This window comes from Pantoea sp. DY-15 (assembly GCF_019795935.1).
Taxonomy (GTDB): domain Bacteria; phylum Pseudomonadota; class Gammaproteobacteria; order Enterobacterales; family Enterobacteriaceae; genus Pantoea; species Pantoea leporis.
Window position 1 is genome coordinate 234,442 of record NZ_JAIMIF010000005.1, and the last position, 21,584, is coordinate 256,025.

Sequence of the window (21,584 nt, forward strand, 5' to 3'; positions counted from 1 at the left end):
TGATCAGAATGACCGTTCGCTATCTGCTGCCGCTGTTCCTCGCGGCCGGAATGATGGCATCTAATCACGCCAAAGCGCAGGCGCTGAGTTCGCTGGTCGATATTCAGGGCGTGCGTGATAACCAGTTGGTGGGTTACAGCCTCGTCGTCGGCCTCGACGGCACCGGTGATCGCAGCCAGGTGAAATTCACCGGCCAGTCGCTGGCCAACATGCTGCGCCAGTTTGGCGTGCAGATGCCGCCAAAAATCGACCCGAAAGTAAAAAACGTCGCGGCGGTAGCGCTGAGCGCCACGCTGCCTTCGATGTATGCACGCGGCCAGACCATCAACGTCACCGTTTCATCGATTGGCGATGCGAAAAGCCTGCGTGGCGGCACCTTGCTGTTAACGCAGTTGCGCGGTGCCGATGGTGAAGTCTACGCGCTGGCGCAGGGCAATGTGGTGGTCGGCGGCGTGAAAGCCGAAGGCGACAGCGGTTCCAGCGTCACTATCAATACGCCAACCGTAGGCCGTATTCCTAACGGTGCCTCGGTTGAACGCGAAGTGCCGAGCGATTTCCAGGAGAACAGCGATGTAATGCTGAACCTGAAGCGCCCAAGCTTTAAAACCGCCAATAACATCGCCGTGGCGCTGAACCAGGCATTTGGTGCTGGTACTGCCGTAGCAAAAAGTGGCACCAACGTCTCGGTCAACGCGCCGCGTGATCCATCCGCGCGCGTGGCCTTTATGTCGATGCTGGAAGAAGTGCAGATCAACGCCGGTAAACAGCCGCCGCGCGTGGTGTTCAACGCGCGTACCGGCACCATCGTGTTGGGTGAAGGCATTGTGGTACGTGCCGCCGCTGTCGCACACGGCAATCTCACCGTCACCATTGCCGAGCGTCCAAACGTCAGCCAGCCAGACCCGTTCAGCAATGGCCAAACCGCAGTGACACCGGAATCGGATATCAGCGTCGATCGCGGTCACGGCCAGATGGTGACCGTTCCTGCAGGCACCAGCTTGCGCAGCATTGTGAATACTATCAACAGCCTCGGCGCGGCTCCGGACGACACCATGGCAATTCTTCAGGCGCTGCATGAAGCGGGCGCCCTCGATGCAGAACTGGTGGTGATCTAATCATGATTGATCGTATCTCAACGCCATTTAGCCCGCTGGCCAATGGCATCTCGGGCAGTGCGCAACCTAATAATCTGGAGCAGGCGGCCGAGAAATTTGAAGCGATGTTCTTGCGCACCATGCTGAGTGAAATGCGTAAAGGCACCGATGCATTTGCCGGTGAAAGCGGCATGTTCAGCAGCCGCGAAGCGCGCAATCTGCGTGATTTTTATGACGATGCGCTAGCGCAGGAACTGGCAAGCCAGCGCAGCACTGGCATCGCCAACGTACTCATTCAGCAGTTATCGCCGAAGTAGGTTTAATAAACGTAGCATTCTTGTCGCTCTGCCCAGGCAGAAACGGTGAGTGCGAGAGGAAAAAATGAGCATCATTAATATCGGTTATAGCGGCGCGACCGCAGCACGTATCGGCATGAACGTGACCGCATTGAATATTGCCAATGCTGCCACTCACGGCTACAGCCGCCAGCGTGTTGAGCAGCAGGCAATTGGCCCGATGGGAAATCTGCGCTTGTCCAGCGGCAACGGTGTGGAAGTGACGAATATCCGCCGCATGGCCGATCAATTCCGTATCGGTCAGGTTTGGCGTGCCAACACGCAAACCAGCTATTTCGACCAGGGACAAACCTACCTCGGTGCGCTTGAGAAGTTACTGGGTACGGATACCAGCGGCATCGGTGACGGTTTAGATAATTTCTTTAAATCCCTGAGCGGCGCCAGTGAGAAGCCGGACAACCAGGCGATGCGCCAGGATGTGTTGACCGAAGCACGCGCGCTGTCGACGCGTTTCAACAACATCCAATCTTTTCTGCAAAAGCAGCGCACTAACAGCCAGCAGCAGCAGCGTGATTTAACCGTCTCAATCAACAGCGTGAGCGGCAACATCGCGGAGTACAACAAGCGCATCAAAGAGACCGAAGCGATGGGCGGCGATACCAGCATCCTGCGCGATCAGCGTGATGAACTGGTGAACGAGCTCAGCGGCTACGTCGACGTGCGCGTGCAGGAGAATGAGAAAGGCGAATACAGCTTGATGCTCCCTTCGGGTCAGCCGTTAGTAAGCGGCAGTGATGTGGGAAGCTTGTCGATGGAGAAGGACGCCAGCGGTGAGCCCTTCCTGCAGCTGAATTTTGCTGGCAGCCGCTATCAGGTGGATATGAAAACCGGTGGCGCGTTTGGCGCGCTGCATGATTATCAGGTCAATACCCTCAACGGTATTGAAGAGAGCATTATTGGCATGGCGGAATCGATGGCCAATGCCTTCAACGATCAGCTCGCCTTAGGTTTCGATCTGAAAGGCAATGCCGGCAAACCGCTGTTTGACTTCGATCTCAGCAATCCTAACGGCATGCTGCAGGTTAACGATCTCGCCTGGGATGAACTGGCATTTTCCAGCGATGCGACGGCCACCGGCGACAATAAAAACCTGCTGGCGTTGATTGGTATTAAAACCCAAACCTTCAACATTCCGGGCATTGGTGACTCAACGCTGGATAGCGCCAGCGCATCGCTGATCAGCACCATCGGCATTAAAAGTCGTCAGAATCAAACCGAGCTCACGGCAGCGGCTGCACTGTTAGAAGATGCGGTGATGCAGCGTGATAGTTATAGCGCGGTGAACTACGACGAAGAGTACATCAGCCTAACCAACTACACCCAAGCGTATCAGGCCAATATGAAAGTGATTGCTACCGGCGATCAAATCTTCACCGATCTGCTGGCGCTGTTCTAAGGAAAATACCATGCGAGTGAATAGCTTAAGTTTCTCTAACACCATGTTGAACAGTCTTGGACGCAACACCAACCAGCTCAACAAATTGATGACGCAGATTAACGAGCAAAAGCGCGTTATCAATCCTTCTGACGATCCGATTGCCAGCACGCAACTGGCGCAGATTCGTCGGGAGCAGGCGTCGATCGGTCAGTATCAGCGCAACATTGAACGTCTGGGACACAGCCTTGGCCAGCAGGAAACGCTGGTAGATTCGAGCAGTAAGCAGCTACTGAGCATGCTGGATAAGTTGCGTGAGGCTAACAATAGCAGCCACGGCGCAGTCGATATGGCCGGTTATGCCACCGAGCTCAGCGCCATGAAAGATATGCTGGTGGAGCAGATGAACAGCCGTGATGAAAGCGGTCGCTATCTGTTTGCGGGCACCAAAACCAATCAGCAACCCGTGGTGCGCGATGCGACTACCGGTGAATGGACCTTTGCCGGCAACCACGAAAGTAACTACACGCCGGTGGCGCATGGTGTCCTGACGAAATCCAACACCGATTTGGCGGCAGCCTTTGGCGATGACATGAAGCTGCTTAACCAGTTGGAGTCGTTACTGGAGAAAATGTCCGATCCGACCATTGCGCCAGAAGACTATGCCGATGACTTCACGGCCATGATTGGTCAGGTGCAATCCACCTCCGATAACGTTGCGGCGATTTTCACCGAGCTCGGCGGACGTCAGAACAACATGACGTTATTAGAGGAAGCGCATCAGGATAATAAAATGATTCATGATGAAGTAGCAGGAGAGCTGCAGGGCTTGGATATGCCTACTGCGATGCTCGATCTTAATCGTTACATGGTTTCGGCGCAGTCTTCTTATCAGGTCTACAACCAGGTTTCCTCACTGTCGCTGTTTAACTTAAGGTAATGAGCATGATGCAGGTGGAGAATCGTTTATCATCGGGCTTGCGTCCCGTGCTACAAAGCACACCGCTTAACGCAAAAGCGCCGGTCAGTAATGTTGCCAACGCCGCTACGCGTCAAACCAGTAACTTTCCCGATGCGCCGCTGATTTCCTCACAGCCGCTGCGCTATAACGTCCAGCTGAATCAACAGCTGACGCGTGTGCAGCAGGCCGATCACTTTCTGCAGGCGACCGAAACTCAGCTGCTGAAAGTGAACCATGCGATAAGCCGTCGCGGCGATCGCCAGACGGCGTTAGCCGAGACGCAGACGTTGCAATCGCTGCTGGCACAACGCCAAACGCTTTCCGGCGGCAGTGTTAATCGCCAGCTGCACGTGTCGCTAGAGGGGAAATCGCAGGTTAACTTCCAGCTGCGCGATGGCCAGGCGTTGGTTAATAATCCGCAGCCAGAACTGCTGACGTTTTCCCTGGCAGGCCAGCAGCGCGAAATTAGCGCGGCGGCGATTGCTGCCGACAGCACGCCGCAGCAGACGTTATTGAGTCTAAACAAGGCGCTGGGCAAATGGGGCATTCACGGCAAGCTGGATGCGCAACGCGAAGTCCAGTTTCAGGTCGATGAACAGCATTGGTCGCGCGTGAACCAACATCTGAGCGTGCAGGGCGGCGGCGAACGTTATCCACATAGTCAGTTTTTCCCAATTAAACCGCAGGCTGAAACCACGCTTGAGGATGAAGTGGCGCGCGTGCTGGCGAATCCGGCACAGCTGGAATCGTTGCAGCCTGCGCTCGATAGCACGCTGGAGCAACTGACACATCAGCGTAAGCAGTTAGTCCGCACCAAAGCGCTGGTGCAACAACGTATTGATAGTATGTCGAATTTCAGCAGTGCGCGGGCGAATAGCGCCGCTCAGGATGTCGCGCAGCAGTTAGGTCAGCGTAATTATGGCAGTGTAGCGGATGCACTGGGCGCGCAAGCTAACGTGCCGCGCGCTACCGTGAAAAACGTGTTGGGCAGCGCAGCGTTGCTGCGCGCCTGAGATTAATGCTGCTGGTTTATCAGCAATCCTGAAGGCATTACCAGTATACGATTGCCCTCAAATTCAACACTATTAAAGCTAACGCCGTTGTGAGCATTGAAGTTAAAAATGCTCCTTAATAGCGGCTTATCTTTGATGGAGTGAACAACCAGCGGTTGATAGCTATAAATCATGCCAATGCGTGTCTCAGCCTGAGGATTTAACAGTATTCTGGCAATAAACTGACTATCGGCTGCTTTGCTGGATAAGGTCATCATCACGCTTTCAGACTTAACGGCAAAAAAGGGCAGATAAAATTCCTGCTGACCGTTTTCCACATCATAAATACCCATCTCTACATCGTTTCCGGTGAAGTCTGCATCAAATACCTGGTGACTAAATGATGGCAACCAGCCGCGTAGCGATGCTGTAGCCAGCAGCAACAGGGTCACTGAGGCCAGGCTAAGAGTTGCAAGGCGCCATTTCATTCAGCTTTCTCTCCGTTTCTTCAGTTAACAATTGATTCAGCGCCTGTGGGTTCTCAGTCGCATTAAAAATTGCCATGGCCAATTGCTGATGCGCACAAGTGCTGTTGAGGTTCAGAGTGAGATTAACGGCGCTGCCAGTGGCAGAATAGTAGATATCCATACGCACATTACGCTCTTTCAAGGTGGTATTGAGCTGACGCAACGTATCACTGATCTGTTTTGACGTGTCCAGTTCCAGGCTGCTGATATCCAATGGCGTCTTTGTCAGGTGCAGCAGTCGGATCTGTGTTACCCCTTCAATCGGTATCTCTGCCATTTGCGGTTTATCGTGTAGGGCAGACTGGAGCACCCAGCCTGCCAACATCAGAAAAATCACCAGCGTCAGGCCAAACAGCGCGATCCAACCAGGGGAGGATTCAACCTGCGGTGGCGGGTTGATCACTGTCGCAGACGGTGAAGATGCCGTATCTGGCATTTCCAGGGATTCATGCGATACCTGAAGGATTTCTGCAGGCATCGATGACGACGGCGTTATAGTCAATAACTGCACACTGCTCTCTTCTTCATCCTCTTCATTTATACGTCGCTGGAAATGGCAAAATTCCGCTTCGAGAATATAGCCTTTCTTCGGCACGGTTTTGATGATCAGCTGCTGTTTACCGTCATCTTCCAGCGCGATGCGCAGCGCATGAATGGCATTTGGCAAGCTGTTGCTGCCGATAACGCGGCGTTCCCAAACCAGCTGATTTAACTCTTCGCGCGATAAGATTTGTCCGGCATGCTGAATCAGCACCACCAGCAATTTCAGCTGATATTCACCGAGTCGCCGCTGTTCGCCGCTCTTCTGGTGAATTAATGAAGCACTGGCAATATCAAGTAACCAGTGATTAATAATGCAATCTGACGTCATCGTTACGTTGTTTCCCTTGGTGTGTTGGGCATCGTCATCGCCCATCGGCGCGGCGTCAAAACACATGGCAAGATGTTAATTATTTTAATCAGCAAGATTAGTCTCAAAAACGAGTGATTTCAATCCGTCAATTTAACAAGGATGCGTTGAGATGCAATTAATCGGGATAAGGTAGTCTTAAAAAAAAGTCCAGCTCTTAAATAAAACAAAATAATAGGGCTCAATGTAGATTATAGAATAAAAGTTATTACTTTCATATTGTTATGGGTTTTTTATTGTCGTGGCCTTATGATTTAATTTATATGTTAACGCTGTCGCCTTTATTTCCTCTTATTTTAACTGCAGCGAGAAAATAATATTTTTTTCGCTAAAATATTTTAAGTTGATTTAAGAGATTCAATTAGCGTGCCGTTTTCTCCTGTTACTTGAAACGGAATCAACGGATTCCAACCTTTGGAGATAAACCTCATGTTAACTATGTTTACAAACTCAGCAGCTATGGCCTCTACTAACTCCATGAATCGTGCAAACTCTGCACTGTCTACCGCAATGGAGCGTCTGGGCACCGGCAAACGTATCAACTCTGCAGCTGACGACGCAGCTGGCCTGCAGATCGCAACCCGCCTCGATGGTCAGGCGCGTGGTATGGGCGTTGCACAGAACAACATCGCGAAAGCGACTGCCATGATGCAGACCGCTGAAGGTGCGTTCGATGAAGTCAACAACATCCTATTCCGCATGAAAGACCTGGCAACTCAGGCTGCGGATGACACCAACAACAAAGATGACCGTACCGCGATGCAGTCTGAGTTTGATGCACTGAATGCAGAACTGGGCAACATCATGAAAAACACCTCTTACGGTACTGAGAAATTGCTTACCGGCAATGCAAGTAATGGCAAGCTGACTAAGGAAATGCAGTTCCAGATCGGCGCATCTAAGGACGAAGTCCTGAAAGTTGATCTGAGCACTTCACTGAGTGGCGTATCAACTAAGCTGACCGCTCTGGCCACAGGCGGTATTTCTGGTAGTGCTTCAGGTGCTAACGCCATGCTGTCGAAAGTGACTGATGCACTGGGCTCAGTTGGCAAAATCCGTTCTGACCTGGGTGCCAACATCAACCGTCTGGGTCACACTGCGGCTAACCTGGCAAACATGAAAGACAACACTGAGCTGAACCTCGGCACCATCCGTGATGCTGACTTCGCAGAAGAAGGTTCAAAAATGAGCCGTCATCAAATGCTGATGCAGAGCAGCCAGATGATGCTGAGCCAATCTAAAGGCATGGGCCAGATGGTTCTGGGCATGCTGGGCTAATCCCTCTATTTGTAATTAAAAAAACACCGCTCTTGAGGCGGTGTTTTTATTTCCGCCTGCGATGACTATTTCTTCCCCTCAGGCGGAAATAAACTTTCCTTAATTTTTATATAACTATTTGAATAAAAACAAAAATTAAAACTGGCACGCTGATTGCTATTAAAAAGTCATTCCGTAGGAGAAAAGCATGAACATGAATATGGAGCCGTCCCAATGGGCGGAAATCCTCGCCACTAACAGCATTGCCGCGATGCAGTCTCGTCTGCAGGCGCAGCAGAAAAAAGTCACCAACGAGCAGAGTGCGTTAACTGCGCTGAAAACGGCCCTGACTGATTTCCGTACCGCGCTGAAAGGCTTTGGTACCAATGGCGAATTGGTGAAGAACAGCGCTAAGCCAAACATGGAAGGCTACGTCAACCTCAAAGCCAGCGCCAATGCCAGCAAAGGTTTGTACCAGGTTGAAGTGAATGAAACTGCCGCCGCAAAGCAAGACTCATTTGCGGAGATGACCGATGACAAAGTCAAAAATGCCACTGGCACCATGACGATTGCCGTGGATGGTAAAGAGATCGATATCGATCTGACCGGCGTTGAGAGTATGGCGGACCTGCGTGATGCCATTAACAAACATCCAGACAATCCCGGCGTAACGGCATCACTGATGAAGGTCAACGGTGAAACCCGCATGTTGATGGGCAGTGAAAAAACCGGTGAGAAAAATAGCTTTGAGATCACCACCAGTGATCCAACGTCTGAGTTCGGCCAGGCGATCGGCAACGCCACAACGATCTCGGCTGCTCGTGACGCGGTTATCAAGATCGGTGAAATGGCGATCACCAGTGACTCCAACACCTTTAAAGATGTGATTCCCGGCGTTGAAATCAATGTGGTGCAGAAAACGGATCCTGCTCGTACGCTGGTGATCAGCGTGGAAAACGATGAGACACAAACCAAAGAGCAGGCGCAGAAATTTGCCGATGCCTACAACGCGCTGTTTGCCAAACTCGACGAACTGACCAAAAGCGGCGGCGATAAAGAGAAGCGCGGCGCACTGGCGGGCGATTCCGGCCTGCGCGTGCTGGAACAGCAGATGACTTCACTGCTGCGTCAAACCACCAACGGCAAAAAGCTGAGCGATTTTGGCGTCTCAACGGATAAAGCCGGCAAGCTTGAAATCGACAGCGAAAAATTCCTTGAAGCGGTGCGAGACAACCCCGCAGCACTCGATGCGATGTTCGGTGGCGCGGACGGGATGATCAAGAAGATGGACAAAGGTCTTGATAGCTTCCTCAGCACCTCGACCGGCTCGATTAAAAGCCGTCAGGATTCACTCGACCGCCAAAATACGCAACTGACAACCAAAGCCGATCAAATCCAGACGCGCTATGACTCCAGTTATGCACGCTATCTGAAGCAATTCACGCGTGCGCAGGCTGCTATGTCGCAGATGGAGAGCACATTGGGGAACTTCTTCGGCTAATGAAGGTGAAATATGTACGGTAATACTTCCGAAATTCATGGCTATAACGATGCAGATCTGGCGATCCGCACCGCCGCCGCCACGCCGCATCAGCTGGTGCTGATGCTGTTCACCGGTTTACAGGATGAGCTGGTGCGTGCCAAAGGGCACGTAATTGCGAAACGCTTTGAACGTAAAGCCAGCAGCATTTCCAAAAGTATCGACATTCTCAATGCGCTGACCAGCGCTCTGGATTTCGAGCGCGGTGGCGAACTGGCGCTACGTTTGGCATCGCTTTACGACTATTGCGTTTATCGCCTGTACGACGCCAGCCACAATTTGTCTGTTGCCCAGATTGAAGAAGTTGAAGGGGTTTTGTTGACACTGCGCGAAGGCTGGGAGGGCATGCAGCCATGAGCCAGCAGCAGTTTGTGGCATTAAGCACGGCGTTAGAGCAGGCCGCGCAAAATGATGATTGGCTACAGGTCATGCAGATTGACAAACAGATCAACGATCTGTTGCTGCAACTGCGCCAGCAAAGTTTGAGCGAAGCCACGTTAGCGCAAGTAAAAATGCTCCAGCAGCGCCATCAGCAGGTTGCGGCGCAGTGTCGCACGCGCATTGATGAGCTGCGCCACAAACTGCAGCAGCATCAGTCGCAGCGTCAAGGCCGGCAGGCTTACAGCTTGTTTGGCGACGAAGTTGGAGGTGTTTGATGATTCCGTCACTCACTTCTTTCGTTCTGTCAGGCAGTAGCGCGCCATCAGTCGCCCCCGGTACGCCGGGGGCGACTGAGCTGGCGAATACGCCGCTGCCGCTGGTGCCAATGTTTATGCTCGGTGGCAGCGTGCCAGCACCGGTTCAGGCTCCGCCGCTGCAGGTCGCTGAAGAGGATGCGTTGCCAGAGAGCGGCGATCCTGAACAGTTGATGCAGCTGTTGCTGGATCCCGCGCTCTCCGCGCCGGTTATTGCGCCGCAGCCACCGATCGTCACGCCGACGCCTTTGCAGTACAGCGCACCGCAGCAATTGCCTGAACTGGCGGCGCTGGCGCGTCCAGCGGTACTGCCGCAAAACGCCCAATCTGCCCAACCGGCCATGCTGGCGGGGCAAGTGATAACGCCGGCTGAAACTTTGCCTAGCCAACCGGTCAAACTGCGCACGCCGCAGGATGCGCGGGATGCCAGCAAGCAGGTTTTGGCGATGATGCAGGCATCGCCGGAGGAGCCGCTGGCAAAAATGTTACCCGCGCAGGTGATTGCACACAGCCAGCAGCCGATCGCTACAAACAAGCTGAACGTGCAACCTGGTTTCAAAACACAGGCGCCACTGGCGCTACCGGAAGCCGCGCACGAGAAAGCCGCTGTTTTGCGTGAAGCCTTAGGTGATCGCTTGCAGATGCAGGTCGATCAGCGCACGCAGAAAGCCACCATCCGCCTCGATCCACCCAACCTCGGCAAGCTGGATATTGCCCTGCATTACGAGGGCGGCAAATTGCAGGTCCAGATTCAGGCGGCACAGCCTGACGTTTACCGCGCATTGCAGCAGGTGAGCCAGGAATTACGTGGCGCGCTGAGCGAGCAAAACCAGGTGGCGGTTAACGTCCAGATTTCGCAGCAGCAGGGCGAACAACGCCAGGCGCCGCGTCAACAGCCCGAACAGGAAGTGGTGCTGAGTAACAACATTGCAGAAGTGACGGAAGAACAATGTCACCGCGATCTTTCCATACTGACAACGGTATAACTTAATGAAAACTAAAACAATCGCTCGCAATTTTGCGTTGGTGTTGAGCAGCTCCGTGCTGACCGCCGCGCTGGTTGTAGCAGGCACTGAACTGATTCACCCCGCCAGCAGCACCGGCGAATCCAGAGGCTTCTCTTCGCTGTTTGAGAAAAAAGAGGCACCCACGCAAGTTCTTTATCTGGAAGTCAAAAACCAGGTCATCACCCTGAAAGGCAACGGCAGCAAAGAGCGTTATCTGCTGCTCGATCTGGCCTACGTCGCTAACAGCGATGAGAGCCTGAAAGCCGCTGAACACAACCTGCCGAAGATGAAAAGTGTGCTGGTCGCGATGTTCTCTGGCATGGAATACGACGCGGTGCGCACCATGACCGTTGATGACATCCATATGCAGATGATGGCGCGCTATGAAGGCGTGTTCGGCAGCGATCAGCCATTCTCCGACGTGATGATCTCCAAAATGGTCTTCCAGTAAGGGGATGTCATGAGCGTATTCAATGAAGTCGCTGAACTCACGCCTGTCGAAGAGAGCCGCTATCTTCAGCAGTGGCTGCCGCTGGTCAAGCGTGTGGTGCGCCAACTCTCGGCGCAGACCGATGCCGTGATGGATCGGGAAGATCTGGAGCAGATCGCCTTGATGGGCCTATTAGAGTCTTTACGCCGTTACGGCCAACCGGATGATCATTTTGCCGGTTATGCCTTGCAGCGCGTGCGCGGTGCCGTGCTGGATCAGCTGCGTCTGCACGACTGGCGTCCACGTCGTCTGCGTCAGAAAACCCACAAAATCAATGATGCGGTGCGTGAACTGACGCGCCATCTCGGTCACGAGCCAAACGAAGAAGAGTTGCGTCTGCATCTCAAGCTCACTGCGGAAGAGGTGCAGGAGTATCTGCTACTGGAATCGGCCAGTGCCATGGAGAGCTTTGATGAGCTGCTAGCAGGCGAAGGCTTAGGCCTCGGCCAGGCGCTGAGCGGCCGCGCGCTGGAGGAAGAAGTGGGCATCCAGCGCACGCTGAAAACGGCGCTGGCATCACTTTGCGAGCGTGAACAGCTGATTCTCAGCCTCTATTACCAGCACGAAATGAGCCTGAAAGAGATCGCTTTGGTGCTGGATCTGACTGAAGCCCGTGTTTGCCAGATCAATAAAAAGATCGGCGAAAAGATCAAACAATTCTTCGAGTAAAACATCATGCAGAAACTGATTGGATTAATTGTGGTGCTGGGCAGTGTGATTGGCGGCTATACGCACGCCGGTGGCTTGCTTAGCGCCTTCTGGCAACCTGGCGAGCTGTTAATCATTCTCGGCTCGGGGGCCGGTGCGTTGGTGATTGGTAACTCCAAAACCGTATTGAAAGATATGTGGTCGCAGGTACGCGGCACTGTTAAAGGCAATATTTACACCGCAGAGTTTCAGCAGCAGCTACTAATGCTGCTGTATGAACTGCTGGAACTGGTGCAAGACGGCGGCTTGAAAGCGTTAGACGCACATATTGAAGTGCCGGAAAATAGCGAAATTTTCCAGAAATATCCGCTGATCATCGCCGATCGAAGCTTTATCTCTTTTATTTCGGATAATTTCCGCCTGATGGCGATGGGCAAGATCAACGAACACGAGCTTGAAGGCATTCTTGAATCTGAGTTGCATGCCGTGGAAGAAGAATTATTGAAGCCGTCACGCTCAATGCAACGCGTTGCGGAAGCGATGCCGGGCTTTGGTATTTGTGCTGCAGTACTGGGCATCATTATCACCATGCAGTCGATTGATGGCTCAATCGCGCTGATCGGCGTGAAAGTGGCGGCCGCATTGGTTGGTACCTTCCTCGGCGTATTCTTCTGTTACTGCCTGCTGGATCCGCTGGCGAATGCCATGGAGCAGAACCAGAAAAAACGTCTGGCGGTGCTGGAGTGCATTCGTACCGTGCTGGTGAATCAGGTGGCGGGCAAGCCGACGCTGCTGGCGGTGGATGCCGGACGTAAAATGTTGCCACTCGATACCAAACCGACGTTTGCCACGCTGGATGGCTGGGTCAATCAGCTCACTGAAGGTGCGTAATGAAACACAATGCGCATCACACCACCATCATCAAACGCGGCGGCAAAAAGGCACACCATGCGCATCATGGCGGCGCGTGGAAAGTGGCCTTTGCGGACTTCACGTTGGCGATGATGGCGCTGTTTATGGTGCTGTGGATCATGGGCGCGGTGAGTGAAGAGGAGCGTAAAGAGATTGTCGCGCAATTGAACGGCACGTCGGTTTTTGATGGCACCAATTTCAATCCTTTTGACGTTGAGAACTCTGGCGGATCGGCGATTATCGGCGAAACCATGGCAATTTCCCCGCCGACGCAACCAGCGACTGTCAGCCAAGGTAAGGCTGACATCAGTTTGAACGCCGGCAGCAAGCCACAGGAAGATTTAGACAGCGTGCTGTCACGCTCGGATGCGGAGTTGGTGTTGTTACACAACCAGCTGCAACGGATGATTAACAGCTATAACGCGCAAAATTACCTGATGCTGGAAACCTTGCCACAAGGGCTGCGCATTCTGATTCAGGACGATCAGGATCGCATGATGTTCCCTCGCGGTAGCGCAGTGTTGACACCGTTCTTCCAGAAATTGTTGACCGAACTTGGTCCGGTGTTTAACCGCATCGACAACAAAATCATGATCAGCGGCCACACAGATGCCGCGCAGTACAGCGGCAATGCCGCCTATAACAACTGGAATCTGTCTGGCGATCGTGCGCTGGCCGCACGTCGCGCGCTGGAGCGGGGCGGTTTGGAGAGTGCGCGCGTGTTGCAGGTCAATGCCATGGCGTCACGCATGCCGCGAGATCGAGACGATCCGATGAGTGCACGCAATCGACGTATTGAAATTCTGGTGCTAACCGATGCCGCTGCTGAATCCCTATTCCAGTTTTATGGCCGCGAGGGGGAGAACGTCGTGAAACCCATCGCTGAGCGCCTACGATAACCTGTCAGTGCCTTTGAATCGCTAATTTTGATTCACCGGTGGCGAAATCCACCGGTTTTTTTTCGCCTAAAATTTGTGCGAAATATGTTCATTCATGCTTGCCAGGTCACCATAAATGGCGACTATCAATCACCAGCACGCGATGTTAATAATGTTGCCAATAAATTTGGCTTTAGTTAGCTAAATCATTCTTTTTTGTAAATTTTGTTAGTGGGCGCACATTGCAATGCCACTTTGGTAAGCCACAATTAAGCATCGTGATTAACCGGAGAAAGAGTATGACTGCCAACCACTCCAGCCTGCTGTTACTGATGTCTTTCGCCGCCGGCACCTTCGCTGCTGGATCCTCCAGCAATCCGCAACATCTGATGCTGTCACTGCCGTCGGGCGGCGTGCCCAACAGTCCGCTGCCGCTGATCATCTGGCCCGGCATTGTGCCGTATGACGATGAAAACCCAACCGAAGACAGCGCCGCCTGGTTTGAAAAAACCTTTACCCGCAACGGCTGGCCCGCCGCGTGGCGTTCGCCGATTTTTCCCTATACGCACTATCACCCAAACACCCATGAAGTGTTGGGCGTGGCTGCCGGTTGGGCGGAAGTGCTATTCGGCGGCGACAGCGGTCGCATGGTGACGCTGCGCGAAGGCGATGCGGTGCTGATCCCCGCGGGCGTCGGCCACAAACAGGTGTTTGCCTCAGAGGATTTTTTCACCGTTGGCGCCTATCCTGAAGGCATGTCCCCGGAAACCGTGCGTGATGAGCCGTCGCGTTTACGTACGTCGAAGGAGAAGATCCAGCAGGTGCCGCTGCCATCCCGCGATCCTTGTACCGGTGGCGAAGGCGCGATGACGGAGATCTGGCTGCCAATCGCGCAGCAGCTAATGCACCAGTAAAGTGCAAAACAGCCATTTCCGTTGACGCGGCGCGTGTGCCTTACCGGGGCAAGACTCTGGCACAGTTTGTGCAGGAGAGAGTGAGGTCCTCTGACAAGCGCCGGGTAAATCATGAAAGAAAGCTACCAGATAGCATCACAATTCTATGATGAGATGTGGCTGAGCGATGGCCAACACCGCGCTCACTACCAGCAATACTGGGAATGGTTACAACAGGCGGACAAAGAGGCCGTGGCGCGCAAACGTGAAGAAGCGGAACTGCTGTTTCATCGCGTCGGCATCACCTTTAACGTCTACGGTGATGACGGCGGCGCGGAACGTTTAATTCCTTTCGACAGCGTGCCGCGCATCATTCCTGCCAGCGAGTGGGCGATGCTCGATCGCGGCATTCGCCAACGGGTACAAGCCCTTAACGCCTTCCTGCACGACATCTACCATCAGCAACTGATCCTCAAAGCCGGCATCGTGCCCGCTGAACAGGTGCTGGTGAACGATCAATATCAGCCCTGCATGCAAGGCGTCGATCTGCATCGCCACATCTACGCACACATTGTTGGGGTAGACATGGTGCGCAATAATGACGGCGAATATTACGTTCTCGAGGACAATCTGCGCACGCCGTCTGGCGTCTCCTATATGCTGGAGAACCGCAAGATGATGATGCGCCTCTATCCGGAACTGTTCGCCGGGCAGCACATCGCGCCGGTAGAACGTTATCCTTCGCATCTGCTGCAAACCCTGCGCGAAAGCTCGCCGGTCAACGATCCGGTGGTGGTGGTGCTGACGCCGGGCCGCTTTAACAGCGCCTACTTCGAGCACAGCTTCCTCGCGCAGCAGATGGGCGTTGAGCTGGTGGAGAGCGCCGATCTGTTCGTCAAAGATGGCGCGGTGATGATGCGTACCACCGCCGGGCCGTGCAAAGTCGATGTGATCTATCGTCGCGTTGATGATGCCTTCCTCGATCCTCTGGCGTTCCGCCCGGATTCGATGCTCGGCGTGCCGGGCTTGTTGTCGGTGTATCGATCCGGCAACGTGGTGCTGGCGAACGCGATCGGCACCGGCGTCGCCGATGATAAATCGATCTATCCCTACGTCCCGGACATGATCCGTTTCTATCTCGATGAGGATCCGATCCTCAATAACGTACCCACCTGGCAATGCCGCAAACCGCAGGATCTCACCTACGTGCTGGCCAACCTGGCGAAAATGGTGGTGAAAGAGGTGCACGGCGCAGGCGGTTACGGCATGTTGATTGGCCCGGTGGCGAGCCAGCAGGAGCTGAGTGATTTCCGCGATCGCCTCAAAGCGCGCCCGGAAAACTACATCGCGCAGGACACGCTATCGCTCTCCACGTGTCCAACCTTTATCGATAACGGCCTCGCGCCGCGCCACATCGATCTGCGCCCGTTTGCGCTGTGCGGCGCGGATATTCGTCTGGTGCCCGGCGGCTTAACCCGCGTGGCGCTGAACGAAGGTTCGCTGGTGGTGAACTCGTCGCAGGGCGGTGGCACCAAGGACACGTGGGTTCTGGAGGATGACGCATCATGCTAAGCCGCACGGCCAGTGGCCTCTATTGGATGGCGCGCTATCTTGAGCGCGCAGAACAACTCGCACGCGTGTTGGACGTCACCAACCGTTTGTCGTTAATGCCGGTGCGCGGTGATCAGGGCGACGATCTGCTGCTGCCGCTCAATCTCACCGGCACGCGTGAACTGTTTGAAACCCTCAACGGCCGCTTCACCATGCCGCAGCTGTTCAACTTTTTCGCCCTTGACGACCGCAATCCGTGCAGCATTTTCAGCTGCTGGCAGGAGGCGTGGAACAACGCGCATGCGGTGCGCGGCAGTTTGTCGTCGGAAGTGTGGGAGAGCATCAACTCGACGTGGATTGAGATGCGCAACACGCGGCGGCGCGGCATCACCAGCGCCAACGCCGATAGCTTTTTCGATTGGGTGAAAGAGCGCTCGCACCTGTTTCGTGGCGCGATGTTCGGCACCTTGCTGCGCGGCGATGCCATGAGTTTTATCCGCATCGGCACGCTGATGGAGCGCAGCGACGGCACCGCGCGTTTGCTGAGCGTCAATCAGCAACTGCTGGAGCAGCAGTCCGATTCGGTGCGCGAATATTATCGCCTCGACACCTTGCTGCGCGCGGTATCGGCGCGTGAAGCCTACAACGCCATTTTCAAGCAGCAGCTTTTGCCGGATCTGGTGAATGAGATGCTGATCCTGCGCAGCGAAAGTCCGCGATCGTTGCACTCCTGTATTGATGAGATCGCCACCCAGCTCGAACAGATCGGCAGCAGCGGCGAAGATCGTCCGCGTTATCTGATCACCGTGCTGCTGGCCGAGATGCGTTTCAGCACCTGGGAAAGCTTGACGCAGGAAGGGTTAACGTACTGGCTCAATGCATTCCTGACGCGCCTGAACGCGCTGGCAGACAGCATCAATCACACCTATCTGGAGGCGAAATGAGACTGAACATCGAGCACAAAACCCGTTACGCCTACGAGCAGCAGGTGACACTCAGCACCCAGTATCTGCGTTTGACGCCGCAAAATTCGGTGCATCAGCAAATTATCTCGTGGGATTTGGAGCTGCCCTGCGCAGCCACCTGCACGCAGGATGCTTACGGCAACGTGATGCATGTGCTAACACTGGATACGCCGCATCAGCAACTCGATATCGCCGCGCGCGGTGTGGTGGAGATCCTTGATGCCGGCGAGTGGGCACCCGATCCGGAGTGCGCGTTGTCGCCGCTGGTGTTTCTGCGCGCCACGCCGCTGACGCTGCCCAATCCCGAGATCCGCGAGTTTGCCCAGCGCTACTGGCGGCCGGAAAAGCCGCTCGCCAGCCTGGAAAAGTTGATGGATGAATTGCTGCTGAAGATGCCGTATCGTCCCGGCAGCACCCAGGTAACCGATACCGCCGCGAAAGTATTTGCCGCCGGCAGTGGCGTTTGCCAGGATCACAGCCACGTGTTTCTCGCCTGCTGTCGCACTCTGGGAATTCCGGCGCGCTATGTAAGCGGCTATCTCTATACTGAAAACGTTGAGCACGTCGCCACTCACGCCTGGGTTGAAGCCTGGCTGGATGGCAGTTGGCACAGCTTTGATATCACCAATAATACCCGCAGCACGCGCCAGCATTTACGTCTGGCGGTTGGTGTGGATTATCTCGATGCCTGTCCGGTGCGCGGTATGCGGCTGGGCGGCGGCGGTGAAGATATGCTGGCGGTGGCTGCGGTGCTTCAGGTGCATGCGCAGCAGTAATCAGAACAGGCGTAACTATGACTTATTGTGTGGCAATGCGTTTATCTTCAGGGATGATTTTTGTATCCGATTCGCGGACCAATGCGGGCGTCGATCATATTTCCTCGTTCCGTAAATTGCATGTGTTTCAGGTCGATGATGAACGCACGCTGGTGCTGCAAAGCGCCGGCAATCTGGCCACCACGCAGAGCGTGCTGAGCCTGCTGCGACGGCATAACGGCGATAACGATCAACCTAATTTGCTGAATGGACGATCGTTGTATGACATTGCGCTGATGGTGGGCGAAACGCTGCGCGAGGTGATCAAGCGCGATGGCGAGGAGTTTGGCGGCACGCTGCTGCTGGGCGGGCAGATTCGTGGCGAGGAGCCGCGTCTGTTCCAGATCTATCCGCAAGGCAACTTCATCGAAGCCAGCGTTGATACGCCTTATTTCCAGATTGGTGAGAGCAAGTACGGTAAACCGATTATCGACCGCGTGCTGCGCTACGAAACATCGCTCAGTCAGGCGATGCAGTGCGCGCTGATTTCAATGGATTCCACGCTGGCGAGTAATATTTCGGTGGGATTACCGCTGGATGTGATGGTGTATCGCACCGACAGTTTCAGCGACAGCGAGCAATATCACATCACCGAACAGCATCCCTATTTTTCACAAATTCGGCAGTTGTGGAGCAAAGGTCTGCTCAGCGTCTTCTCACAGCTGCCGCCGTTAAAGCTATAACTGTGTAGGGTCGCCATGAATGGCGACCTGGTCTTTCACACTAACTCATTCAATTTTGCCGTCATATTAATCCCGCTAATCCCTTTCAATCCAAGCTTGTGCAAAATTTTTATTTTATAAGTACTCACAGTTTTACTGCTTAGCTGCAATTGGGAGGCAATCTCTTTATTACTCATTCCTGATGCCAGCTTAACTAATACCATCAATTCCCGGCGTGTGAGGCTCATCAATTTTTCACTCTCAATGAACTCATTCATGTCCGCGACCGTATGCGTGATCGGATAAAACCGGTTGCCGCGCTCAACTTCTTTTATTGCGCTAAGAAGCGTCTCTAGCTCTCCGCGTTTATAAACGTACCCTTCCACCCCCAACTGTAAACAACACCTTTGATAAAAAAGGCTTTCTGAAGCGGAAAAGACAATGATTTTTTGCTCTGGCATAGCGCGCTTAATATCTGCAATCAGTGGAATTCCCGCACGGCCGGGCATGGTGAGATCGAGTAGAAGGACATCTGGACGTGACTGATGAAGCTGAGTAATCAGGAGATCGCCTTTTTCGGCTATTCCGACAATGGAGTAATGATATGACTGCAATAGCGCCTGGATACCCGTACAGATCAACGGGTGATCATCAACAATAAATACTGAGTGAATCATATGTGTAGTCCAAAGGAGAAAATAAAAAATAAATGCAAAGTTAAAACACCAATGATTAAACACGAAATACTGGTGTGACCAGATTAATTCACGCTGCTTAAGAATTAGCTTTAAGCCATGTCTCGAATTTAGGATTTTAAGGTGAGTTGTTGTTTTTTATGCGTTAGAACAAAGCAGGCAGCTGCTTTTTACGCTCTGGCTGTACAGCAGTCATAAATCTGAAAACAAGCCGTTTTAACGTCGAGGCGATAAACCGCTGCGTATAAAAGGTGAATGATGTTTTCAGTTGATCAGCTTCTCGATACTTACTGGCCAGGTCATCAACCGGCGAACTGGCAGAAAAGCGCCCTGAAATGGGCGGTTCGCGAACATGAATTCCAGGCCTTTGCCGCCCGCTATCGTCACCTCAAAGGTGTGGATATGGTGGAGCAGGTGCTGGATCATCTCGACGTGCGTTGTGAACTGAGCGAGCGCGATTTGGAGCAGATTCCCACACGTGGGCCGGTGGTGATTGTTGCCAACCATCCGCTCGGGGCGCTGGATGGCTTAGCGCTGCTGGCGGCGGTTTCGCAGGTGCGACGCGATGTGAAAATTGTCGCCAACCGCATGTTGATGATGCTGGAGCCGATCAACAACATGATGTTGCCGGTGGATAACATGGGCAACCGCACCAGCCGCGAACAGCTGACGCACATGCAGCAGCATCTCGATAATCAGGGCGTGCTGATCATCTTCCCGGCGGGCGAAGTGTCGCGCCTTTCCAGCCGTGGCGTGCGCGATCGTCACTGGCATCACAGCTTCTTACGCCTCGCCGCCCGCGCTCGTGCGCCAATCGTGCCGGTGCATGTGGTGGGGCGCAACAGCCTGGCGTTCTACGCCGCCGCCAAAATTGCCTCGCCGCTGGCGTTACTGATGCTGGTGCGTGAAATGTTTCGCCAGCGCGGTTCGCGCATCAAGCTGCACATCGGCGAGCAGATCCCGTTTGCCAACTGGCATGATGGCCACACGCCGGGCAAAGAGCTGGCGAAGCGGCTGCGCAAACATCTGTATCGCATTGGTCAGGGACGACGCGGCCTGTTCCAGACCGAAGCGGCGATTGCGCGCCCGGAAGATCGTGCCGAACTGAAGAAAGCGCTGATGGAGAGCGAGCGACTCGGCACGCTGCCGGATGGCAAGCAGATCTATCTGTGGCGACGCAACGGTGCCAGCTGGGTGCCGCTGCTGCGCGAACTCGGGCGCTTGCGTGAAGTGGCGTTCCGCGCGGTGGGCGAGGGCTGCGGGCGGCGTCGCGACCTCGACAAATACGATGACGATTACTATCACCTGATTCTGTGGGATGACGATGCGCTGGAGATCGTCGGTGCCTATCGCTTTATTCCGGGCGCCGAGCAATTGGAGCGTCGTGGGCTGGAAGGCATCTACAGCGACAGCCTGTTCCACTACGACGAGCGCATGTTGCCAATCATCAATCAGGGTCTGGAGCTGGGTCGCAGTTTTATTCAGCCCGCCTATTGGGGCAAGCGCGGCCTCGATTATCTGTGGATGGGTATTGGTGCCTACATCGCTAAGTATCCCGAAACCCGCTACTTGTTTGGTCCGGTCTCGATCTCGGGCGGCATGCCGCTGGCGGCGCGCGATTTGCTGGTGGCGTTCTATCGTCTCTATTTCCCTACCGAACTGCCGCTGGCGACCTCACGCCGCCCTTATCCGGCCTCGCTACCGGAAGTGCTGGCGCAGTTCACCGGCGATAACTACAGCGAAGATTTACGCCGGTTGAAACATCTGCTGGCGAATCTCGGCACCGCCATTCCCACGCTCTACAAGCAATACTCCGAGGTGTGCGAGCCGGGCGGCGTGCAGTTTATCGATTTCGGCAGCGATCCCGATTTCAACAATTGTATCGATGGTTTGGTGTTGGTGGATCTGACGCGGGTGAAGCCCGCGCGTTATGAGCGTTATATCGGCATGCATCTGTGAATCGCGTCATGCCGCTCAGTTAAGCACGGAGCGGCTTTCGTTCGCCTTGAACCTGGGCAGTTGCAGCACTTCGGTGCGGCGAACGAGCAGAGGACGCCTGGCCGCGCCCTCTGCACTCCCGGGCCTTGCGCCAGCCCAACCCGCCGCTTCGCGGTGCCTTCACTCATTCACGATTCCTGACGGACCGGTGGCGATTCGCTCCTGCTCAGCGCCACCTCTCGCCGCATCCCTGCGGCTCGCCCTGGAATCCCTTATTCGTTCAGCGGGTTAGGATGTCGCCCCCACATCCGCGCTGCAGCAGTGGTGCGTATCCTTAACTCAAAATCGCTATGAATCCCCTGGGATTGCCATTCATGGCAACCAGATGCGCAGAAATGCAGACTCTCGAAAAACCAAGCCAGG

At 54.2% G+C, this 21,584-nt stretch carries 23 protein-coding genes; 20 read left to right on the forward strand and 3 right to left on the reverse strand.

What is annotated here, in order from left to right; genetic code table 11:
* Positions 1-50: 50 nt before the first annotated feature.
* The 5 genes from K5Y32_RS18880 to K5Y32_RS18900 all read left to right on the forward strand — a co-directional run bounded on the left by K5Y32_RS18880 (position 51) and on the right by K5Y32_RS18900 (position 4,799).
* Complete coding sequence (locus K5Y32_RS18880) at positions 51-1,115, forward strand: flagellar basal body P-ring protein FlgI (RefSeq protein WP_255602716.1); 1,065 nt, start codon at positions 51-53, stop codon at positions 1,113-1,115.
* 2 nt (positions 1,116-1,117) lie between these two features.
* Complete coding sequence (locus K5Y32_RS18885) at positions 1,118-1,411, forward strand: rod-binding protein (RefSeq protein ID WP_222185437.1); 294 nt, start codon at positions 1,118-1,120, stop codon at positions 1,409-1,411.
* Positions 1,412-1,475: 64 nt separating this feature from the next.
* Positions 1,476-2,846 (forward strand): flagellar hook-associated protein FlgK, encoded by a 1,371-nt coding sequence (gene flgK, locus K5Y32_RS18890; protein WP_222185438.1) that lies wholly within the window; start codon positions 1,476-1,478, stop codon positions 2,844-2,846.
* 10 nt (positions 2,847-2,856) lie between these two features.
* The gene (locus K5Y32_RS18895; RefSeq protein ID WP_222185439.1) at positions 2,857-3,765 is read left to right on the forward strand and encodes a flagellin/flagellar hook associated protein; all 909 of its coding nucleotides are present in this window, start codon (positions 2,857-2,859) and stop codon (positions 3,763-3,765) included.
* 5 nt (positions 3,766-3,770) lie between these two features.
* On the forward strand, positions 3,771-4,799 hold the full coding sequence (locus K5Y32_RS18900) for a hypothetical protein (protein ID WP_222185440.1): 1,029 nt from the start codon (positions 3,771-3,773) through the stop codon (positions 4,797-4,799).
* Positions 4,800-4,801: 2 nt separating this feature from the next.
* Here K5Y32_RS18900 and K5Y32_RS18905 read toward each other — a convergent pair whose 3' ends face one another.
* Together K5Y32_RS18905 and K5Y32_RS18910 are read right to left on the reverse strand one after the other, a co-directional pair.
* The gene (locus tag K5Y32_RS18905; protein WP_222185441.1) at positions 4,802-5,266 is read right to left on the reverse strand and encodes a hypothetical protein; all 465 of its coding nucleotides are present in this window, start codon (positions 5,264-5,266) and stop codon (positions 4,802-4,804) included.
* A complete protein-coding gene (locus tag K5Y32_RS18910; RefSeq protein ID WP_222185442.1) occupies positions 5,241-6,176 on the reverse strand; it encodes a transcriptional regulator in 936 nt (311 codons plus the stop codon). The genes K5Y32_RS18905 and K5Y32_RS18910 overlap by 26 nt, the downstream gene beginning before the upstream one ends.
* A 477-nt stretch (positions 6,177-6,653) precedes the next feature.
* On the opposite strand from K5Y32_RS18910, the gene K5Y32_RS18915 reads away from it, so the two are divergent.
* From K5Y32_RS18915 to K5Y32_RS18980, 14 genes are all read left to right on the forward strand, one after another.
* A complete protein-coding gene (locus K5Y32_RS18915) occupies positions 6,654-7,493 on the forward strand; it encodes a flagellin (protein WP_370635123.1) in 840 nt (279 codons plus the stop codon).
* A 187-nt stretch (positions 7,494-7,680) separates the two neighbouring features.
* Positions 7,681-8,973, forward strand: a complete 1,293-nt coding sequence (gene fliD / locus K5Y32_RS18920; protein WP_222185444.1) for a flagellar filament capping protein FliD — start codon at positions 7,681-7,683, stop codon at positions 8,971-8,973.
* Positions 8,974-8,985: 12 nt separating this feature from the next.
* Entirely contained in the window at positions 8,986-9,369 is a 384-nt protein-coding gene (gene fliS, locus K5Y32_RS18925; RefSeq protein WP_222185445.1) for a flagellar export chaperone FliS, read from the forward strand.
* Positions 9,366-9,668, forward strand: a complete 303-nt coding sequence (locus K5Y32_RS18930) for a hypothetical protein (protein ID WP_222185446.1) — start codon at positions 9,366-9,368, stop codon at positions 9,666-9,668. The genes fliS and K5Y32_RS18930 overlap by 4 nt, the downstream gene beginning before the upstream one ends.
* Positions 9,668-10,693 (forward strand): flagellar hook-length control protein FliK, encoded by a 1,026-nt coding sequence (locus K5Y32_RS18935; RefSeq protein WP_222185447.1) that lies wholly within the window; start codon positions 9,668-9,670, stop codon positions 10,691-10,693. Before K5Y32_RS18930 ends, K5Y32_RS18935 begins: the two co-directional genes overlap by 1 nt.
* Positions 10,694-10,697: 4 nt before the next feature.
* Complete coding sequence (locus tag K5Y32_RS18940; RefSeq protein WP_222185448.1) at positions 10,698-11,165, forward strand: flagellar basal body-associated FliL family protein; 468 nt, start codon at positions 10,698-10,700, stop codon at positions 11,163-11,165.
* A 9-nt stretch (positions 11,166-11,174) separates the two neighbouring features.
* Positions 11,175-11,873: a FliA/WhiG family RNA polymerase sigma factor gene (locus tag K5Y32_RS18945; protein ID WP_222185449.1), complete on the forward strand. Its 699-nt coding sequence runs from the start codon at positions 11,175-11,177 to the stop codon at positions 11,871-11,873.
* A gap of 6 nt (positions 11,874-11,879) precedes the next feature.
* Entirely contained in the window at positions 11,880-12,743 is an 864-nt protein-coding gene (gene motA / locus K5Y32_RS18950) for a flagellar motor stator protein MotA (RefSeq protein ID WP_222185450.1), read from the forward strand.
* Entirely contained in the window at positions 12,743-13,663 is a 921-nt protein-coding gene (locus tag K5Y32_RS18955; RefSeq protein WP_222185451.1) for a flagellar motor protein MotB, read from the forward strand. The genes motA and K5Y32_RS18955 overlap by 1 nt, the downstream gene beginning before the upstream one ends.
* A 278-nt stretch (positions 13,664-13,941) precedes the next feature.
* A complete protein-coding gene (locus K5Y32_RS18960; protein ID WP_222185452.1) occupies positions 13,942-14,556 on the forward strand; it encodes a cupin domain-containing protein in 615 nt (204 codons plus the stop codon).
* 111 nt (positions 14,557-14,667) lie between these two features.
* Positions 14,668-16,107, forward strand: a complete 1,440-nt coding sequence (locus K5Y32_RS18965) for a circularly permuted type 2 ATP-grasp protein (protein WP_101761811.1) — start codon at positions 14,668-14,670, stop codon at positions 16,105-16,107.
* Entirely contained in the window at positions 16,101-17,030 is a 930-nt protein-coding gene (locus K5Y32_RS18970; RefSeq protein WP_222185453.1) for an alpha-E domain-containing protein, read from the forward strand. Before K5Y32_RS18965 ends, K5Y32_RS18970 begins: the two co-directional genes overlap by 7 nt.
* On the forward strand, positions 17,027-17,827 hold the full coding sequence (locus K5Y32_RS18975; RefSeq protein ID WP_101761813.1) for a transglutaminase family protein: 801 nt from the start codon (positions 17,027-17,029) through the stop codon (positions 17,825-17,827). Before K5Y32_RS18970 ends, K5Y32_RS18975 begins: the two co-directional genes overlap by 4 nt.
* 17 nt (positions 17,828-17,844) lie before the next feature.
* Positions 17,845-18,549 carry a proteasome-type protease gene (locus K5Y32_RS18980; RefSeq protein ID WP_222185454.1) on the forward strand — a complete coding sequence of 235 codons (705 nt, stop codon included), beginning with the start codon at positions 17,845-17,847 and terminating at the stop codon, positions 18,547-18,549.
* A gap of 35 nt (positions 18,550-18,584) precedes the next feature.
* On the opposite strand, the gene K5Y32_RS18985 is transcribed toward K5Y32_RS18980, so the two are convergent.
* Entirely contained in the window at positions 18,585-19,205 is a 621-nt protein-coding gene (locus K5Y32_RS18985) for a response regulator transcription factor (protein ID WP_222185455.1), read from the reverse strand.
* 276 nt (positions 19,206-19,481) lie between these two features.
* Between K5Y32_RS18985 and K5Y32_RS18990 the strand changes: the two genes are divergently transcribed.
* Entirely contained in the window at positions 19,482-21,182 is a 1,701-nt protein-coding gene (locus tag K5Y32_RS18990; protein WP_222185456.1) for a lysophospholipid acyltransferase family protein, read from the forward strand.
* Positions 21,183-21,584: the final 402 nt, after the last annotated feature.

Excerpts from the sequence above, each read along its gene's own strand:
- K5Y32_RS18880 (WP_255602716.1), top strand. The coding sequence starts at position 51 with ATGATGGCATCTAATCACGCCAAAGCGCAGGCGCTGAGTTCGCTGGTC.
- K5Y32_RS18885 (WP_222185437.1), top strand. The coding sequence starts at position 1,118 with ATGATTGATCGTATCTCAACGCCATTTAGCCCGCTGGCCAATGGCATC.
- flgK (WP_222185438.1), top strand. The coding sequence starts at position 1,476 with ATGAGCATCATTAATATCGGTTATAGCGGCGCGACCGCAGCACGTATC.
- K5Y32_RS18895 (WP_222185439.1), top strand. The coding sequence starts at position 2,857 with ATGCGAGTGAATAGCTTAAGTTTCTCTAACACCATGTTGAACAGTCTT.
- K5Y32_RS18900 (WP_222185440.1), top strand. The coding sequence starts at position 3,771 with ATGATGCAGGTGGAGAATCGTTTATCATCGGGCTTGCGTCCCGTGCTA.
- K5Y32_RS18905 (WP_222185441.1), bottom strand. The coding sequence starts at position 5,266 with ATGAAATGGCGCCTTGCAACTCTTAGCCTGGCCTCAGTGACCCTGTTG.
- K5Y32_RS18910 (WP_222185442.1), bottom strand. The coding sequence starts at position 6,176 with ATGACGTCAGATTGCATTATTAATCACTGGTTACTTGATATTGCCAGT.
- K5Y32_RS18915 (WP_370635123.1), top strand. The coding sequence starts at position 6,654 with ATGTTTACAAACTCAGCAGCTATGGCCTCTACTAACTCCATGAATCGT.
- fliD (WP_222185444.1), top strand. The coding sequence starts at position 7,681 with ATGAACATGAATATGGAGCCGTCCCAATGGGCGGAAATCCTCGCCACT.
- fliS (WP_222185445.1), top strand. The coding sequence starts at position 8,986 with ATGTACGGTAATACTTCCGAAATTCATGGCTATAACGATGCAGATCTG.
- K5Y32_RS18930 (WP_222185446.1), top strand. The coding sequence starts at position 9,366 with ATGAGCCAGCAGCAGTTTGTGGCATTAAGCACGGCGTTAGAGCAGGCC.
- K5Y32_RS18935 (WP_222185447.1), top strand. The coding sequence starts at position 9,668 with ATGATTCCGTCACTCACTTCTTTCGTTCTGTCAGGCAGTAGCGCGCCA.
- K5Y32_RS18940 (WP_222185448.1), top strand. The coding sequence starts at position 10,698 with ATGAAAACTAAAACAATCGCTCGCAATTTTGCGTTGGTGTTGAGCAGC.
- K5Y32_RS18945 (WP_222185449.1), top strand. The coding sequence starts at position 11,175 with ATGAGCGTATTCAATGAAGTCGCTGAACTCACGCCTGTCGAAGAGAGC.
- motA (WP_222185450.1), top strand. The coding sequence starts at position 11,880 with ATGCAGAAACTGATTGGATTAATTGTGGTGCTGGGCAGTGTGATTGGC.
- K5Y32_RS18955 (WP_222185451.1), top strand. The coding sequence starts at position 12,743 with ATGAAACACAATGCGCATCACACCACCATCATCAAACGCGGCGGCAAA.
- K5Y32_RS18960 (WP_222185452.1), top strand. The coding sequence starts at position 13,942 with ATGACTGCCAACCACTCCAGCCTGCTGTTACTGATGTCTTTCGCCGCC.
- K5Y32_RS18965 (WP_101761811.1), top strand. The coding sequence starts at position 14,668 with ATGAAAGAAAGCTACCAGATAGCATCACAATTCTATGATGAGATGTGG.
- K5Y32_RS18970 (WP_222185453.1), top strand. The coding sequence starts at position 16,101 with ATGCTAAGCCGCACGGCCAGTGGCCTCTATTGGATGGCGCGCTATCTT.
- K5Y32_RS18975 (WP_101761813.1), top strand. The coding sequence starts at position 17,027 with ATGAGACTGAACATCGAGCACAAAACCCGTTACGCCTACGAGCAGCAG.
- K5Y32_RS18980 (WP_222185454.1), top strand. The coding sequence starts at position 17,845 with ATGACTTATTGTGTGGCAATGCGTTTATCTTCAGGGATGATTTTTGTA.
- K5Y32_RS18985 (WP_222185455.1), bottom strand. The coding sequence starts at position 19,205 with ATGATTCACTCAGTATTTATTGTTGATGATCACCCGTTGATCTGTACG.
- K5Y32_RS18990 (WP_222185456.1), top strand. The coding sequence starts at position 19,482 with ATGTTTTCAGTTGATCAGCTTCTCGATACTTACTGGCCAGGTCATCAA.